A 15,098-nucleotide genomic window follows, 5' to 3' on the forward strand; every position below is an offset into this window, starting at 1 on the left:
CCCGTTCACTGAACAACGAAATTGGTAAAGTAGACGTTACCGATCCCGCCGAATCCCTCCTTTTGCTCCAGCGTGTCGTTGATCGCCTTCTTCAGGCGCAGCGCCAGCTGCTTCTTGCCCTCGGCGGTGAACACCTGATCCTCGGTCGCCTCGCCCAGCGCCATCAGCACCGCCGAACGCACCGCGATCTCGTGAGTCTTGAGGTTGTCCAGTACCTTATGGTCGTAGGGCGTGGACACGGCGATGCCGACCTGCGCGAAATGCACGCTGTCGGCCAAGTTCGCGGTGAACTCCTTGTCCATCGCGTAATAGCTCGACGCATATTTGTCGCCGCCCTCGCCCTCGGGGGTCGGCTTGCCGCCCTCGGAGGCCGATTCGTTGCCGCCGCCCTCCTCGCCGCCGCCGCCCGATTCGGCGGCGGCCTTCGTCTCTTCGGACTTGGGCACCAGCCGGGGCGTATCGGGATCGGCGGCCTCCTTGTGGCCGCCGCCGCCGATCAGCCCGGACGAGCTGGCATAGAGCCCGGCGCCCACGCCGCCGCCCAGCAGCACCAGCATGCCGATGCCCATCACGGCGATCTTGGCGAACTTGCCCTTCTTCTTGACCGGCGCTTCGGCCGGCTTGTCCTTGTCACTCATGGCTCGGTTCCTCAGGCGATACGAATGTCGTCGGTTGCGGGGTCGGCGCCCGGCGCGCCGGTGGATGCGATGCGGGCAGGGCGCGCGGCGGGCGGTGGCCGGTCGTGGCGCGGGGCATCGCGCCCGCCGCCGACATCGACCTGCATGCCGCCCAGCCGCACCCCGCGCGCCTGCGCCAGCTCGGCAAGGCGCGGCTGCGCATCGGCCAGCGCGCGCGCGGCATCGGCGTTGTCGCTGGCGAAGCGCACCTCGATTCCGGCGTCGCCGTGGTGCAGCACCACCTCCACCTCGCCCAGCGCATCGGGCGACAGGCGGATGCGCGTCCCGGCGGTCGCGCCGCCCGCATCGCGCAGCGTCTCGATATGATCGATCATCGCCTGCATGCCCGCGTCGTCGCGCAGGTCGAGCCGCGGCGCTTGCCCGCCGTCCGCCGCAAGGATCGGGCGCGGGGCAAGGTCGGCGGCGACGAGTGGCAGCGGCTCCCCCGCACGCTCGACCGACGGGGCGTCGCGCGGATCGTCGCGCGCCGCATCGCGCGTCAGGCCCGCGACGACCGCCTCTGCCACACGCGGCGGGGCGAGCGTGACGACCGGCGCGGCATGCTCACCGGGCAGGGGACGCCGCACGACGGGGGCAGGGTCCGATCCGCGCGCCCCAAGCGGCCCTCCGTTCGCGCCTTCCGCCCCCCCGTTCGTGTCGAGCGTAGTCGAGACACCCTGCGCAGCATGTGCGGCACGTCCCTCGACTTCGCTCGGGACGAACGGCGGGTCGGGGTCGGTCGGACTCGGACGGAACCGTGCCGAAATGGCATCGGGCAACGGGGCTGCATCGGGCATCGCCGGAACCGGCACCGCGCGGCCGGTCGGCGGCGGCGGGGCGGATACCGGCGTCAGCGGCGGGGTATCGACCGGCTGCACCGCCATCGGCGGCACGATCAGCGCCGGATCGATTGCCGCCACCGGCAACCGCTTGCCGCCGGGGGCGGCAGCCTGCCGTTCCGCGTTCCCATCCTCGCCGCCGATGCCGTCGAGCAGCAGCGCAAAGGCGTCGCCGATCGTCCCACCGGGGCGGACGGGCGGGGCGGGGCTGGTGCGGTCGATGGCGGAAATGGGCTGCATGCAAAGGTCCGTCGAAGCTGTCGACGGACCGATCAGCAAGGATCGTGCCGGTTTGGCCGACGCACCGGCGGTGCATTCTCCAGCGCGCGCATTTCGCGGAGCGCCTGCGCCGCATCGGCGCGCGCGATCAGCTTTTCGACCGCGCTCTGGTCGCGCTTGGCCTCCAGCGTCGCCGATCGCGCGCGCTCGACGCCCAGATCGGCCTGCGCCACCCGGCGTTCGGCGAGCTGCGCCGACAGGTGCAGCCGTTCGCGATAATGCGCCGCCGCGCCCAGCATCGCCGCGCTGGCGGCGGGCAGCGCGACCGGGGCGACGGCCTGCGCCAGCCCGAGGATGCGGTCGCGCAGCGCCGCCTCGTCCGCCGCCTTGGCCAGCGCCCGCGCCTCCTCGGCACGGGTCAGCCCCAGTTGCAGCGTGCGGACGCGCAGCACGCGCTCGAGCCGCCTGGCCTTGTTCATGCGCTACGCTCCCACCCGCCGCACGCCCCCCCCGTTCGTCCCGAGCGAAGTCGAGGGACGTGCCGCAAACGCTGCGCAGCGTGTCTCGACTGCGCGCGACACGAACGGGGGAGAATGGCCGGCAGCTCAGCCACCGAACACGCCGGTCAGCTCCGCGACCGAATCGGGCAGCGACACGATCTCGTCGGCGTCCTGGCGGATATATTCCATTACCGCCGGTTGCGCGGCGATGGCGTTGTCGATCGCCGCGTCGGTGCCGTGGCGATACGCCCCCATCAGCACGAGGTCGCGATTCTCCTCGTACGTCGCCAGATGCCGCCGGAGCACCCGCGCGGCGGCCAGATGCGGCTTGTCGGCGATGTCGGTCATGACGCGGCTGACCGAGGGGCCGAGGTCGATCGCCGGATACACCCCGCGCTCGGCCATCTGGCGGCTGAGCACGATATGCCCGTCGAGGATCGATCGCGCCGAATCGACCACCGGGTCGCTGTTGTCGTCGCCGTCGGCCAGCACGGTATAGATGGCGGTGATCGACCCGCCGGTCCGCACGCACGTCCCCGCCCGCTCGATCAGCCCCGGCAGCATCGCGATGGCACTGGGGGGATAGCCGCGTGCACTGGCGGGTTCGCCCAGCGCCAGCCCGATCTCGCGCCCCGCATGCGCCACGCGGGTCAGCGAATCGATGATGAGCAGCACCTTCTTGCCCTGCTCCCGAAACGCCTCGGCGATGGCGGTGGCGCGCAGCGCGCCGCGGATGCGCAGCACCGGCGAATGGTTGGCGGGCACCGCCACCACCACCGATCGTTCGCGCGCGCCCCCCTTCAGCTTGGTTTCGAGGAAGTCGGACACCTCGCGGCTGCGCTCGCCGATCAGCCCGACGACGACCACATCGGCCTCGGCCGCGCGGACCATCATGCCGAGCAGCACCGACTTGCCGACGCCCGATCCGGCCATGATGCCGACGCGCTGGCCCTGGCCGATCGTCAGCAGCCCGTTGATCGCGCGCACGCCCACGTCCATCGGTTCGAGCACGCGCCCGCGGTCGAGCGGCGATTGCAGCTTTCCGGCGAGCGGCCAGCGGCCCGCGCCCCGGATCGGCCCCTTGCCGTCGATCGGCTTGCCCGCGCCGTCCACGACTCGCCCGAGCAGCGCGTCGCCGACCTCCGCCTCGCCCGGTGCGCCGCCGGGGCGCACCAGCGCGCCGGGCAGCAGCGCGGCGGGACCGCCGAGGTTCATCATCAGCGTGCGCCCGTTGCGGAACCCGATCGCCTCCGCCTCGATCTCTCCGCCGTCGCCCGCATCGACCGTGCACACGGTCCCGACCGGCAGCGACAGCCCGACCGCCTCCATCAGCAACCCGTCATAGGAGGCGAGCCGCCCGGCGACGCGCGCCTTGGGACGGAAGCCCGCGGGGGCCAGCGCGTCCAGATATTCGTCGGTGAAGCGGTTCAGCACGGTGCGGGCACCGGCACGCGCTCGATCGCCGCGCCCAGCTCGGCCAGCCACAGCGACGGCCCGTCCTCGACCACGGTCGATGCGGATTCGAGGAGGAACCCGCCACGCTCGATCGCCGGATCGACGATCGCGACCACCGCCCTGGGCAGCCTGCCCTCGACCAGCGCGATATCGGCGGCATGCATCCGCAGGATCGCCGATTCGGCACTGTCGGCCAGCAGTTCGCTCGCCGCATCGATCCGTTCGTGCAGATGGTTGGCCGACACGCCGATCTCGCCGACGATCTGGCGCACCAGCGTCAGCACCGTCGCGCGCAGCCGCCCGGCCATCGCGTCGCGGTCGATATGCGTCGCCTTGCCCAACGCATCGGCCAGATGGACCAGCAGCGCCTGATCGCGCGCCAGGTCGATCCGCGCCTGCGTGAGCGCCGCCTCATGCCCCTCGGCATAGCCTGCCGCGTGCGCATCGGCGATCGCGTCGGCGACCGGAACCTCGGCATCGGCGGCGGCGGTGAACGGGTCCCAGCCCTCGGTCGCGTGATGATCGGGGTCGGCGGGGTGGAAATGCTTCGGGCTAACCTCGGGCGCGGTGAAGCCCGCGGGCGGCGTCGGCACCACGCCGGTCGCCGCGAACGGCCCCGGCGCGCCGAACGCACGCGCGAGGATGTCGGCGGCGGCGACGTGGCGGCTGGCGAAGCCCGCGACGAAATCGGGGCTGGGCGTGGGGGCGAGCGGCGCGGCACCCTCAAACATAATCGTCCTCCCCGCCGCCCATCATGATCGTGCCGTCCTTGGCGAGCTGCCGGGCGACGGTGATGACGCCCTTCTGCGCGTCGAGCACCTCGGTCAGCTTCATCAGCCCGCGCGCCTCCATCTCGTCGCGGATGCCGTCGGCGGCGCGCGCCGACATGCAGCCGAGGAAGCGTTCGCGCACGCTCTCGTCCACACCCTTCAGCGCGCGCACCAGCATGTCGCTCTCGACGTTGCGGATCAGGATGCCGAGGTTCTTGTTGTCCATCTCCAGCAGGTTGTCGAAGACGAACAGCGCTTCCTCGATCGCCCGGGCGACGTCGCGGTCGATCTTGGCGATCTTGGGCATGACCCGCGTCTCGGTGGCCTTGCGCCCCGACGACAGGATGCGCGCGGCGTCCCTGGTCCCGCCCAGCTGCACGCCCGCCGACGACTGTTTCGATCCCATCCGCCGCGACAGCATCGACTTCAGCGTCTCGATCGCCTCGGGCGTGATCGGCCCCAGCCGCGCGATGCGGTGCAGGATCTGCGGCTGGACCGCCTCGGGCATGCTCTCCAGCACCTGCGCCGCGACGCCGGGGTCGAGGTTGGCGAGCAGCACCGCGACGATCTGCGGATGCTCGTCCTTGATGAGCCCCGCGATCTCGCCCGCGTCGAGCCAGTCGAGCAGGTCGATCGCGCATGCCGCCTCGGGCGGGATGATCCGCGCCAGCACGCTCTCGGCCTTGTCGGGCCCCAGCGCGCGGGTCATCACCGTCTCGATATGCGGGCGGGGGTCGAAGCCGACGGCGGTCCGCTCGCGCGCCCGCTCGACGAAATCGTCGAGCACCAGCGTCACTTCCTGCTCGCTGACGTCGGCGACGGCGAACATCGCCTTGCCCAGCTGCCGGACCTCTTCCGGTTCCAGCTTCTGGAGGATGGCCGCGGCCTCCTCCTCGCCGACCAGCATCATCAGGACGGCGGCCCGTTCGACGCCGGAATAGATTCGGGTGGGAGCGTTCATTGCTTGGCATCCGATTGGATCATGTCGCGTACCGCCAGCGCGGCACGGGCGGGATTGTCCCGGGTGAAGCCGCGCACCAGCCCGACGCGATCGTCATAGCTGCGGGCGCTCTCCAGCATCTCGATGCTGACCGGCTCGTGCGGCGGCTCGCCGGGGGCGGGCGGGGGCAGCACCTCGCCGTTCTCGTCCAGCGTCGCCGCGCCGCTGCCGCCGTCGGGCGCGGGCAGCTGGCCGCTCATCGGCAGGCCCGGCGCCTCGGGCGCCTCGCGCTTCTTGAGCAGCGCCCTGGCCATCGGCCGCACGCCGAGGAACAGGACCAGCAGCGCGATCACCAGCGCGGTGCCGTTGCGCGCCGCGATCGGCACCCAGTCGGCATCGTACCACGGGCGCGCCGCCATCTCGACCACATCGGGCGAGAATTTGCGGCTGACGACCGTCACCATGTCCTGCCGCGCCGCGCTATAGCCGACCGCCGCCTTCACCAGATCGTTGATCTGCTGGATTTCCGCCGCCGACCGCGGCTTGGCCCCGTCCGCCTCGCGCAGCAGCACCGCGACCGACAGGCGGCGGATGCCGCCCGGCGCGGCGCGCGTCACCGACACTTCCTTGCCGGTGTCATAGGCGCGGCTGAAATTCTCGGCGGTCTTGACCGGCTGGGCCGCACCCGGCGCGGTGCCCGGCTGCACGGTCGCGCCTGCCGGACCCGGCGTGGCCTGCGCCAGCGTGGACGCGGCGGGCGGCGTGTTGCTCAGCGCGCCGGGGATGCCGCCGGGCGTCGCGGCCTCGGGTGCATTGCCCTGCCAGTTGCCCTGTTCGGCGCGGACCACGCCCTGCTTGTCATAGCTTTCGCGCGTCGCCTGGCTCTCGTCCAGATCGACGTCGGCCTGGATCTCGGCGGAGAAATTGCCCGCGCCCAGCAGCGGGGTGAGCAGCGTGGTCAGCTGCGCGCGATACTTGTCCTCCACGCGGCGCTGGTAGTCGATCCGCGCGTCGGTGAGCGCGTCGTTGCCGCTGCCGTCGCCGGGCTTGGACAGCAGCGCGCCCATCTGGTCGATGATCGTCACCTGATCCGCCTTCATCCCCGGCACCGAGGAGGCGACGAGGTTGACGATCGAGCGGACCTGCGCCTGCGTGAGGCTCCGCCCCGGTTCCAGCCGGACGATGACCGAGGCGGAGGGCTGGGCATTGTCGCGCACGAACACGCTGGATTCGGGCATGGCGAGGTGGACCCGCGCGTCCGCGACCGATTCGATCTCGCCGATCGATTTCGCCAGCTCGGTTTCGCGCGCCTGGCGCAGCCGCTCGCCCTCGACCGCGCGGCTGACCCCCATCGGCAGCTGGTCGAGGATCGCATAGCCGCCGGGCGCCGCCTTGGGCAGGTCCTGCCCGGCCAGCAGGATGCGCGCGCGGTGGTAATCGTCCTCGGCGACGGTGATCCCGCCCGAATCGTCGACGTGCGACGGGATGCCGGCCGCCTGCAACGCATCGACCACCGCCTGCTTGTCGCCGTCGGGCAGCTGCGGGAACAGCACGCGCTGCGGCGGGGTGGCGAGCGCCAGCCACGCGATCGCGGCGCTGAGGATCAGGCCGACGAGGAAGATCATCGGCAGGCTGCGCTTGACCGCGGGCTGCTGGATCAACCCGGTCAGCTGCCCGACCGGATTGGCGAAGCGCGAAGCGGGGGCCGCGACGGCGGCGGGGGCGAGAGCGTTGTCCATGTCAGACCGGCATGCTCATGATGTCCTTGTAGGCGGACAGAAGTTTGTTTCGGACCTGCAACGTCGCCTCGAACCCGACCGAGGCCTGCTGGCGCGCCATCATCACCTTGGCGATGTCCACGGTCTCGCCGCGTTCGTACATCGCCGACAGCTCGCCCGCCCGGTTCTGCTGCGCGTTCACGCCCTTCAGCGCCTCGGTGAAGGTGTCGGTGAAGCTGGCGGTCTTCACCGGCTCCGGCGTGGCCGGGGCGGGGGCCAGCGTGGCGTTGGCGCGCGAGAGCGCCTGGTTGCGTTCGAGGATCTGCGCGCGCAGCTGCATCACCCGGTCGATGCTCATCGCACCGCCGACACCGCCGATCCCGCTCATGCCGACACCGCGATGGGCTGGGCCGCGTTCTGGGCGGCGGGGGCGATCGGTTCGCCCGCGTCACGCGCCTTGGCGAGGCGGTAGCGCAGCGTACGCTCGGAGATGCCGAGCCGTTTCGCGGTTTCGATCCGGTTGCCGCCGCATTCCTCCAGCGTGCGGCGGATCGCGGCGAACTCGTGCATCTGCACGATGTTGCCGAGCGTCCCCGTCGCCGCCTCGATCGGGCCGCGTGCCGGGGTGGAGGGACGGTCGAACACGATGTCGCGCGCCTCGATCCGGTCGCCCACGCCCAGCAGCAGCGCGCGCTGGATCACATTCTCCAGCTCGCGGGCATTGCCCGGCCAGTCGTGGCGGACCAGCGCCGCCAGCGCCTCGTCGCTGATCCACGGCAGCACGCCCCGGTTGCCCGCATGGCGCGCGACCATCGCCGTCGCCAGCGCCGCGACATCGTCGGGCCGCTCGGCCAGCGCACGGGTGACGAGCGGAAAGACGCTCAGCCGGTAATAGAGATCGGCGCGGAACCGCCCCGCCGCTACCTCGCCCTGCAGGTCGCGGTTGGCGCAGGCGACGATGCGCACGTCGACGCTTTCAGCCTGGGTCGCGCCGATCGGCACGACCTCGCGCTCCTGCAACACGCGCAGCAGCTTGGCCTGGAGCGGCAGCGGCATCTCGGCGATCTCGTCGAGCAGCAGCGTGCCGCCGTTCGCCGCGCGGAAGAAACCCTCGCCCGCCGCCGCCGCGCCGGTGAAGGCACCCTTCACATGGCCGAACAGCATCGCCTCCAGCATCGATTCGGGCAGCGCGGCGCAGTTGATCGCGACGAACGGCTTGTCGGCGCGGCCGCTCTCGGCATGGATGGTGCGGGCCAGCACTTCCTTGCCGGTGCCGGTGGGGCCGCCCACCAGCACGGTGATGTCCGCGCCCGCCACCCGGCGGGCAAGCGCGTAGAGCGCAAGGCTTTCCGGGTCCGCCGCCACCGCCTCGTGGCGGTCGCGCAGCATCGCTGCGGCATAGCCGTGCGCCAGTTCGGCATCGGCGTTGGTATAGGTCAGGCGCGCCGGGCGACCGTCGGCGAAGGGCACCGCCTGCACCGGGCCGTTGCCGAGGATCAGCGTGCGCGCAGCGATCGGCGGCACCTCGCCCTCCATCACCAGGAACATGTCGCGCGGCCCCGGCTTCTGCCCCGCCGTGGCAAGGGCGAACCCCTGTGCGCGCAGCGACGAGACCAATGTGAACTTGGACGCGAGTACGGCGGCGGACGGATAGATCGAACGCATCGGTGAATGATTCCCCCTGGACGGCAAATCCTTGCGGCCAGTCTGGTTAATGCGCAGTAAAATATGTCCGGCATCGGATACGATTCGGCTCTGTACGCCGCGTACGCACTCGCGCGCGCGCGAGGTGCCGGACCGCTCGCGATTTTTCTCCTAAATCGTGTGGCCGGGCCGCCGTTACTCCCTGTGGCAGCTTCGTTCCCGAACGCTTCATGGGGGGGATGCGGGGTCGCCGAAAACAGACTGGAGAACATTACCATGGCCGTTATCGGTACCAACATCGGCTCGCTGCGCGCCGCAAACGCCAACACGATGGCGAACGAAGCGCTGAAATCCTCGATGGAGCGCCTGTCGACCGGCAAGCGCATCAACTCGGCGAAGGACGACGCCGCCGGCATGGCGATCTCGTCGTCGATGACCTCGCAGATCAAGGGCATGAGCCAGGCCGTCCGCAACGCGAACGACGGCATCTCGCTCGCGCAGACCGCCGACGGCGCGCTGAACGAAGTGTCGAACATGCTCCAGCGCGTCCGCGAACTGGCGGTGCAGGCGAAGTCGGGCACCTACAGCAGCGACGACCGCGCCACCATCCAGACCGAAGTCTCGGCGCTGACCGCGCAGATCAACGACGTGCTCGACCGCACCGAATTCAACGGCGTGAAGCTGTTCGACAAGACCGGCAACGACGCCAACAGCAAGTCGCTGAAGATCCAGGTCGGCGCGACCGCCGACAACACCGTCGACATCAAGATCAAGTCGCTCGACGCCACCAAGCTGAAGAACGAGAACGGCGGCCTGACCGTGTCCGGCTCGCTCGAACTCAACACCGCGCTGAACACCGCGCGCACCGAGCAGAAGACGGCGCAGACCAACTACGACAACAGCATCCAGACGCTGAACCAGAAGAAGGCCGAACTGGCGATCTCGACCGCCAAGGGCACGAACACCACGGCGCAGCAGACCGCGGTGGACGATGCGCAGAAGGTCGTGGACGGCGATCCCTCGGCGACCGACGCCTCGCTGAAGGCCGGTACCAAGGCGCTGCTGGCCTCGGCCAACCTCGTCGTCAGCGCCGCGCAGACCTCGGTCGACGCCTCGGCGGCGACCGCGGCGACCACCACGCTGACCAACGTCGACAATGCGCTGAAGGACGTGAACGGCCTGCGCGCGTCGCTGGGTGCCACGCAGAACCGCCTCAGCTCGGCGGTCAACAACCTGACCCAGAACATGACCAACCTGACCGACGCGCGCAGCCGCATCGAGGACGCCGACTTCTCGACCGAAACGACGCAGCTCGCCAAGTCGCAGATCCTGGCGCAGGCCTCGACCGCGATGCTCAGCCAGGCGAACCAGTCGCAGCAGGGCGTGCTGAAGCTCCTCGGCTAAGGCGGCCTGCCGGTTCCGCCGTCCCCCCCCTGAAAAGGCGGCGGGACCGGACCGACCGCGATGCGGAACGACGAACCCCCGGTGGCCTGCCGCCCCCGGGGGTTTCGCGCGTCGGCACAGGATCCTCCCCGGCACGGGGAGGGGGACCGCCGCCGACAGGCGGTGGTGGAGGGGGGTATCCGCATACGGAAGGGTTGCGTGTGCCGAAGCCCCCCTCCACCAGCCTGCAGCCGGTCCCCCTCCCCGTGCCGGGGAGGATGACAAGCACCCTTTCCCATCACCCCGGCAAACCGCCGCCACGAGTGTAAAGTTTGTAAAGTTCGGGCGTGAAAAGGGGCCCGGAACGCTCCCGCGCCCGGACCCCCGTGACCCTACAGACCCGCGCGCGCGGTCACATGCCCGCCATCGCCTTCTTCAGCCGGTCGTGCGCGCTCTTCTTGATCTGGCACACCCGCGCCGCGCCGACGCCCAGCACCAGCCCGATCTCCTCGAGGTTCATCTCCTCGACGTAATAGAGCTGGATCACCTGCGCCTCGCGCTCGGGCAGCGCGGCGATCGCGGCGATCAGCCGGGTGCGCAACTCGCCCTCGGCCAGTGCCTCGAACGCATCGGGGCCGTCGTCCATGAACCACGGGCCCTGGTCGGTATAGACGTCCTCGATCGAATCGAAGTGCAGCGACTGGATGTCGGCATAGTCCTGCCGCAGCCGCGCCACCGTCACGCCCAGCCGCCGGGCGACCTCGGCGGGTTCGGGCGCGCGGCCCAGTTCGGTGGTCAGCGCGTGCACCGCCTGCTGATACTGGCGGCGGCGCTGCATCGCGCCGCGGCTGATCGTCGCCTGTCGCCGCAGTTCGTCGATCATCGCCCCGCGCAGCCGGGTGGCGAGATACTGCTCGAACGTCACCTGGCCCCGGTCCTCGAACATCGCCACCGCCTCGACCAGCGCGACGAGGCCGACCTGCACGAGATCCTCGACATCGACCATGCTGCTCATATGGCCATGGACGTGCCACGCGATGCGCCGGACGAGCGGGAGGTGGCGGCGGACGACCGCGTCGGTATCGCCGCTCGCGCGGGCGGTGCGGGTATAGAGCTGGGCGGCGGGCTGCGTCATGCGGCGATGGCCTCCGGTGCGCCGATCACGGCGACGACTTCGACCGCCTTGTCCTCGGGCACCTCGTAGAAGCTCATGACCGGGGTGTCGGGCAGGCAGGATTTGACGAGCTTGCGGATGGCGAGCCGGATCGCGGGCTGCACCACCAGCGCGAAGGGCTTGGCCTCCGCCATCAGCGGCTGCGCGGCCTCGGTCAGCGCCTCGACGATACGGCGGCCCAGATCGGGTTCGATCGTGTGGCGGCGGCTGGGATCGGCGCGCATCGCCTGGCCCAGCAGCGCCTCCAGATGCCCGTCGAGCGTCATGACGCGCAGCGGCTCGCGCACGCCGCACAGCTTCTGGATGATGAGCGCGCCCAGCTGCGGCCGGACCAGCTCGACGATCTCCTCGGCGTCCTGCGTCCGCTGCGCGACGACGGCGATGGCCGAGGCGATGCGGCGGAACTCCTTGAGCGGGATATTCTCCGCCAGCAGCGCACGCAGCACCTGCGTCAGCGTGGTCAGCGTCAGCGGCTGCGGGCTGAGCGAGGCGACGAGGCTGGCGGCGCGTTCCTTCAGCCCGTCGAGCAGCGCCTGCGTCTCGTCCGGACCCAGCAGGTCGGCGGCATGGGTCGTCAGGATATGGTTCAGGTGCGTCGCGATGACGGTGCCCGGATCGACGACCAGATAGCCCGCACCCGTCGCGGCATCGGCATCGCCCGGCTGGATCCACACCGCGTCCAGCCCGAAGGTCGGGTCCTTGGCGGGCTTGCCGTCGAGGAAGCCGACCGCCTGTCCGGTGTCGAGCGCCAGCATCTCGGTGGCCGACGCCACATCCTCGCCGACGACGACGCCGCCGATGATGATGCGATAGGTATAGGGGGCGAGGTTGATGTCGTCGCGCACCCGCACCTGCGGCACGACGAAGCCCAGGTCCTTCGACAACTGGCGGCGGACCCCGGTGATGCGGCCCATCAGCGGTGCGCCCTTGCGCTCGTCGACCAGCGGCACGAGGCCGTAGCCCACGTCGAGCATGATGTTGCAGCTGTCGGCGACTTCGTCCCAGCCGATCTTCGACAGGTCGGTCGGCTCGGGCAGCGGCGGGGGCGGCGGCGGCGCCGCCTTCGCCTTGCCGAGCTTCCACGCGGCGAAGCCCGCGGCACCGGCGGCGGGGGCGAGCACGAGGAACGGCATCCCCGGCAGCATCGCCAAGAGGCCGAGGATCCCCGCGACCGGCGCCCAAGTGCGGTGCGACGCGAACTGCGACCCGATCTGCCCGGCCAGATCCTGCTGCGAGGTGGAGGCGACGCGGGTGACGATCGCGGCGGCGGCGATCGACAGCAGCAGCGAGGGTACCTGTGCCACCAGCGCGTCGCCGATCGCGAGCAGCACATAGGTCTGCGCCGCCTGGCCCACCGCCATCGCATGGCTGACGACGCCGAGGATCAGCCCGCCGACGATGTTGATCGCGAGGATCAGCAGCCCCGCGACCGCATCGCCCTTCACGAACTTCGACGAACCGTCCATCGCGCCGTAGAAGTCGGCTTCCGCGCCGGTCTCGATCCGCTTGGCGCGGGCTTCGTCGGGGGTGATGAGCCCGGCGTTCAGATCGGCATCGATCGCCATCTGCTTGCCCGGCAGCGCGTCGAGCGTGAAGCGCGCCGACACTTCGGACACGCGCCCCGCGCCCTTGGTCACGACGATCATGTTGATGATGATGAGGATCGCGAACACGAACAGCCCGACGACATAGTCGCCGCCGATCAGGAACGTGCCGAACGCCTCGATCACATGGCCCGCCGCCGCCTCGCCCTCATGGCCGTGGACCAGCACGACGCGGGTCGAGGCGACGTTGAGGCCGAGGCGGAACAGCGTCGCGAACAGCAGCACCGTGGGGAAGGCGGAGAAGTCGAGCGGCTTCTGCGCGTTCAGCGCCACCATCAGCACCGCGATCGAGATCATGATGTTCATGACGAAGAAGATGTCGAGCATGAACGCCGGGATCGGCACGACCATCAGCAGCACGAGCAGCAGGATGGCGCCCGGCAGCGCCGATCCGCGCATCGCGGGCAGCATCAGCCGGGGGTTGCTCAGCATCGCCTGCATCATGCGGCTCCGAGATTGGCGAGGATCGAATAGGCGAGACGCGCCGAATCGGGCGTCGGGCGATAGAGCGAGGCGACATCGACCCGCGGGCGCGCGCCGCCGCGCACGACGTTGAGGTTGGCGATGGTGGTCGCCAGCCATGCTTCGTCGCCGCCCTGTGCCTCGTTGCCGAGCACCACCTCGCCGTCGAAGCCGTTCAGCTGCACCGCGCGCTGCATCATCCCCGACGCATCGCCGCCGCCGCCCACCGCCTGCGCGCCGCGATCGAGCCGGGCGGCGAAGCGCTGGTAGATGTCGGACAGCGAGCGCGGCTGCCCGCCCTCGCCGAAGAAGATCGAACGGTTGGCGCGGGCGGCGGCGGGAAACATCGCCGCGCCGCTCCGCCCCGGATTGTCCGCCATGGCGGCAAGGAACTGCCGCGCGCCGCCCAGCCCGAGGAAATGGGCCATATAGAGGTCGGTGCCGGTCGCCTCGCGCCCGAAGCTACCCTCCAGCGCGGCCTTGTTGTCGGCGGCATGTTCGGCGGCCATCAGCGACGCCGCCTGCGGATCGTTGCGCAGGCCGAGGATCGCCTGACGCGTCGCGGGGTCGGCGACGTAATAGCGGCCCGACGCCGTGCGCCGGATGCTGTCCGCCGCCCAGCCGAGGCCGTGGTCGGCGCCATGCGCCTTCACCACGCCCAGCCAGCTCTGCTCGACGAACTGGTAGAGCCCGGTCGCCGACGAGGTCGCGGCGCGCGCGTTGGCGCGCATGCCGCTTTCGACCTGCGCCTGCCCCAGCAGATAGTCGAAGTCGATGCCGGTGCGCGCGCTCGCGGTCGCGATGGCGCTATGGACGGCGGTTCGGTTGTGTAGCGGAACGACGCTCATCGGCCTTGCTTGTGCTTCCCCTGTTCGGGGTCACATCAGCAAGGCGCGTGCCAGTTGCCTGTTCGTCATCCCCGCGAAGGCGGGGACCCCTACACGCTCAGGCTGGCGAAGGTGCCGAAGCGTCGGCGGCAATGGATTCCCGCCTGCGCGGGAATGACGAGCGGTGGAACCCTATCCCACCAGCGCCATGCGCGGGGTACCGCGGCGACCGGCAAATTGCGGCCGGTAGGACGGCAAGCCGCCGCCGCCCAGCTGGTCGATCCGCCGCCGTACGTTCGCCGCCATCAGGTTGACGTAGATGCGCGCGGTCTCGTTCAGCCGCCGCGCCTCGCCCGTCAGCATCCGCAGCTCGTCGTCCATCGGCATGTCGCCGTCGGCGGCGATCGCCTCGACGGTCGCGAGCTTCGCGTCGGTCGCCTCGCGCAGCGCGGCCATGTCGTTCGCCTGCAACGCGGCGATCTCGGCATGCAGGCTGTCGATGACGCGGATCAGGGCTTCACGACGGTTCACGGTCGATCCAATCGAGCTTGAGGGCGATGAGGCTGTCGGCGATCGTCGCGGGAGAGATGGGGAAGCGGCCTTCCTCGATCGCGCGGCGTACCTGCGCCACCCGGTCGAGATTGACCGGCGGCGATTCGGACAGCGCCGCGGCGGTCCGTGCCGCCTCGACCTTGTCGGTCCGGACGGGCGGCGCGTCGCCGCTCGTCGCGGCTGCGACCGGCGACGGGGCCTGCGCCCGCGCTACGGCACGCGGGCCTGTCGACGATATCGGGCGATTGCCGATGGGTTCCACCATGTCCTTCGTCCTCGAAACGAACTGCTGACATGGGGAGTAACGGCAAGGACGCCGAGTCCTTTAGGAAAA

15 protein-coding genes are annotated in these 15,098 nt (G+C 70.5%); 1 reads left to right on the forward strand and 14 read right to left on the reverse strand.

Annotated elements, in window-relative coordinates:
• Window positions 1-5: 5 nt before the first annotated feature.
• The 9 genes from ABLE43_RS19765 to ABLE43_RS19805 all read right to left on the reverse strand — a co-directional run bounded on the left by ABLE43_RS19765 (window position 6) and on the right by ABLE43_RS19805 (window position 8,783).
• Complete coding sequence (locus tag ABLE43_RS19765; RefSeq protein ID WP_348979863.1) at window positions 6-638, reverse strand: flagellar basal body-associated FliL family protein; 633 nt, start codon at window positions 636-638, stop codon at window positions 6-8.
• 11 nt (window positions 639-649) lie between these two features.
• The gene (locus tag ABLE43_RS19770; protein ID WP_348979864.1) at window positions 650-1,756 is read right to left on the reverse strand and encodes a flagellar hook-length control protein FliK; all 1,107 of its coding nucleotides are present in this window, start codon (window positions 1,754-1,756) and stop codon (window positions 650-652) included.
• 32 nt (window positions 1,757-1,788) lie between these two features.
• A complete protein-coding gene (locus ABLE43_RS19775; protein ID WP_348979865.1) occupies window positions 1,789-2,214 on the reverse strand; it encodes a hypothetical protein in 426 nt (141 codons plus the stop codon).
• A 126-nt stretch (window positions 2,215-2,340) separates the two neighbouring features.
• Window positions 2,341-3,669 carry a FliI/YscN family ATPase gene (locus ABLE43_RS19780; protein WP_348979893.1) on the reverse strand — a complete coding sequence of 443 codons (1,329 nt, stop codon included), beginning with the start codon at window positions 3,667-3,669 and terminating at the stop codon, window positions 2,341-2,343.
• Complete coding sequence (locus ABLE43_RS19785) at window positions 3,663-4,421, reverse strand: FliH/SctL family protein (protein ID WP_348979866.1); 759 nt, start codon at window positions 4,419-4,421, stop codon at window positions 3,663-3,665. The genes ABLE43_RS19780 and ABLE43_RS19785 overlap by 7 nt, the downstream gene beginning before the upstream one ends.
• A complete protein-coding gene (fliG, locus tag ABLE43_RS19790; protein WP_348979867.1) occupies window positions 4,414-5,421 on the reverse strand; it encodes a flagellar motor switch protein FliG in 1,008 nt (335 codons plus the stop codon). Before fliG ends, ABLE43_RS19785 begins: the two co-directional genes overlap by 8 nt.
• Window positions 5,418-7,139: a flagellar basal-body MS-ring/collar protein FliF gene (gene fliF, locus ABLE43_RS19795; RefSeq protein WP_348979868.1), complete on the reverse strand. Its 1,722-nt coding sequence runs from the start codon at window positions 7,137-7,139 to the stop codon at window positions 5,418-5,420. Before fliF ends, fliG begins: the two co-directional genes overlap by 4 nt.
• A 1-nt stretch (window position 7,140) precedes the next feature.
• Window positions 7,141-7,506, reverse strand: coding sequence for a flagellar hook-basal body complex protein FliE (gene fliE, locus ABLE43_RS19800; protein WP_348979869.1), 366 nt, complete (start codon window positions 7,504-7,506; stop codon window positions 7,141-7,143).
• Complete coding sequence (locus tag ABLE43_RS19805; RefSeq protein ID WP_348979870.1) at window positions 7,503-8,783, reverse strand: sigma 54-interacting transcriptional regulator; 1,281 nt, start codon at window positions 8,781-8,783, stop codon at window positions 7,503-7,505. Before ABLE43_RS19805 ends, fliE begins: the two co-directional genes overlap by 4 nt.
• A 255-nt stretch (window positions 8,784-9,038) precedes the next feature.
• On the opposite strand from ABLE43_RS19805, the gene ABLE43_RS19810 reads away from it, so the two are divergent.
• Entirely contained in the window at window positions 9,039-10,166 is a 1,128-nt protein-coding gene (locus ABLE43_RS19810) for a flagellin N-terminal helical domain-containing protein (protein WP_348979871.1), read from the forward strand.
• A 391-nt stretch (window positions 10,167-10,557) separates the two neighbouring features.
• On the opposite strand, the gene ABLE43_RS19815 is transcribed toward ABLE43_RS19810, so the two are convergent.
• From ABLE43_RS19815 to flgM, 5 genes are all read right to left on the reverse strand, one after another.
• A complete protein-coding gene (locus tag ABLE43_RS19815; RefSeq protein WP_348979872.1) occupies window positions 10,558-11,280 on the reverse strand; it encodes a sigma-70 family RNA polymerase sigma factor in 723 nt (240 codons plus the stop codon).
• Window positions 11,277-13,364, reverse strand: coding sequence for a flagellar biosynthesis protein FlhA (gene flhA, locus ABLE43_RS19820; RefSeq protein ID WP_425475293.1), 2,088 nt, complete (start codon window positions 13,362-13,364; stop codon window positions 11,277-11,279). The genes ABLE43_RS19815 and flhA overlap by 4 nt, the downstream gene beginning before the upstream one ends.
• A complete protein-coding gene (locus tag ABLE43_RS19825) occupies window positions 13,364-14,233 on the reverse strand; it encodes a lytic transglycosylase domain-containing protein (RefSeq protein ID WP_348979874.1) in 870 nt (289 codons plus the stop codon). The genes flhA and ABLE43_RS19825 overlap by 1 nt, the downstream gene beginning before the upstream one ends.
• 171 nt (window positions 14,234-14,404) lie before the next feature.
• Window positions 14,405-14,743 (reverse strand): flagellar protein FlgN, encoded by a 339-nt coding sequence (locus ABLE43_RS19830; RefSeq protein ID WP_348979875.1) that lies wholly within the window; start codon window positions 14,741-14,743, stop codon window positions 14,405-14,407.
• On the reverse strand, window positions 14,730-15,029 hold the full coding sequence (flgM, locus tag ABLE43_RS19835) for a flagellar biosynthesis anti-sigma factor FlgM (RefSeq protein ID WP_348979876.1): 300 nt from the start codon (window positions 15,027-15,029) through the stop codon (window positions 14,730-14,732). The genes ABLE43_RS19830 and flgM overlap by 14 nt, the downstream gene beginning before the upstream one ends.
• Window positions 15,030-15,098: the final 69 nt, after the last annotated feature.

This window comes from Sphingomonas silueang (genome assembly GCF_040049155.1).
GTDB classification, from domain to species: domain Bacteria; phylum Pseudomonadota; class Alphaproteobacteria; order Sphingomonadales; family Sphingomonadaceae; genus Sphingomonas; species Sphingomonas silueang.

What these genes read in the sequence shown, in the direction of transcription:
- flgM (WP_348979876.1), bottom strand. Translation starts at nt 15,029, where the DNA reads ATGGTGGAACCCATCGGCAATCGCCCGATATCGTCGACAGGCCCGCGT.
- ABLE43_RS19805 (WP_348979870.1), bottom strand. Translation starts at nt 8,783, where the DNA reads ATGCGTTCGATCTATCCGTCCGCCGCCGTACTCGCGTCCAAGTTCACA.
- ABLE43_RS19770 (WP_348979864.1), bottom strand. Translation starts at nt 1,756, where the DNA reads ATGCAGCCCATTTCCGCCATCGACCGCACCAGCCCCGCCCCGCCCGTC.
- fliF (WP_348979868.1), bottom strand. Translation starts at nt 7,139, where the DNA reads ATGGACAACGCTCTCGCCCCCGCCGCCGTCGCGGCCCCCGCTTCGCGC.
- ABLE43_RS19765 (WP_348979863.1), bottom strand. Translation starts at nt 638, where the DNA reads ATGAGTGACAAGGACAAGCCGGCCGAAGCGCCGGTCAAGAAGAAGGGC.
- ABLE43_RS19815 (WP_348979872.1), bottom strand. Translation starts at nt 11,280, where the DNA reads ATGACGCAGCCCGCCGCCCAGCTCTATACCCGCACCGCCCGCGCGAGC.
- flhA (WP_425475293.1), bottom strand. Translation starts at nt 13,364, where the DNA reads ATGCAGGCGATGCTGAGCAACCCCCGGCTGATGCTGCCCGCGATGCGC.
- ABLE43_RS19775 (WP_348979865.1), bottom strand. Translation starts at nt 2,214, where the DNA reads ATGAACAAGGCCAGGCGGCTCGAGCGCGTGCTGCGCGTCCGCACGCTG.
- ABLE43_RS19825 (WP_348979874.1), bottom strand. Translation starts at nt 14,233, where the DNA reads ATGAGCGTCGTTCCGCTACACAACCGAACCGCCGTCCATAGCGCCATC.
- ABLE43_RS19785 (WP_348979866.1), bottom strand. Translation starts at nt 4,421, where the DNA reads ATGTTTGAGGGTGCCGCGCCGCTCGCCCCCACGCCCAGCCCCGATTTC.
- ABLE43_RS19810 (WP_348979871.1), top strand. Translation starts at nt 9,039, where the DNA reads ATGGCCGTTATCGGTACCAACATCGGCTCGCTGCGCGCCGCAAACGCC.
- fliE (WP_348979869.1), bottom strand. Translation starts at nt 7,506, where the DNA reads ATGAGCGGGATCGGCGGTGTCGGCGGTGCGATGAGCATCGACCGGGTG.
- fliG (WP_348979867.1), bottom strand. Translation starts at nt 5,421, where the DNA reads ATGAACGCTCCCACCCGAATCTATTCCGGCGTCGAACGGGCCGCCGTC.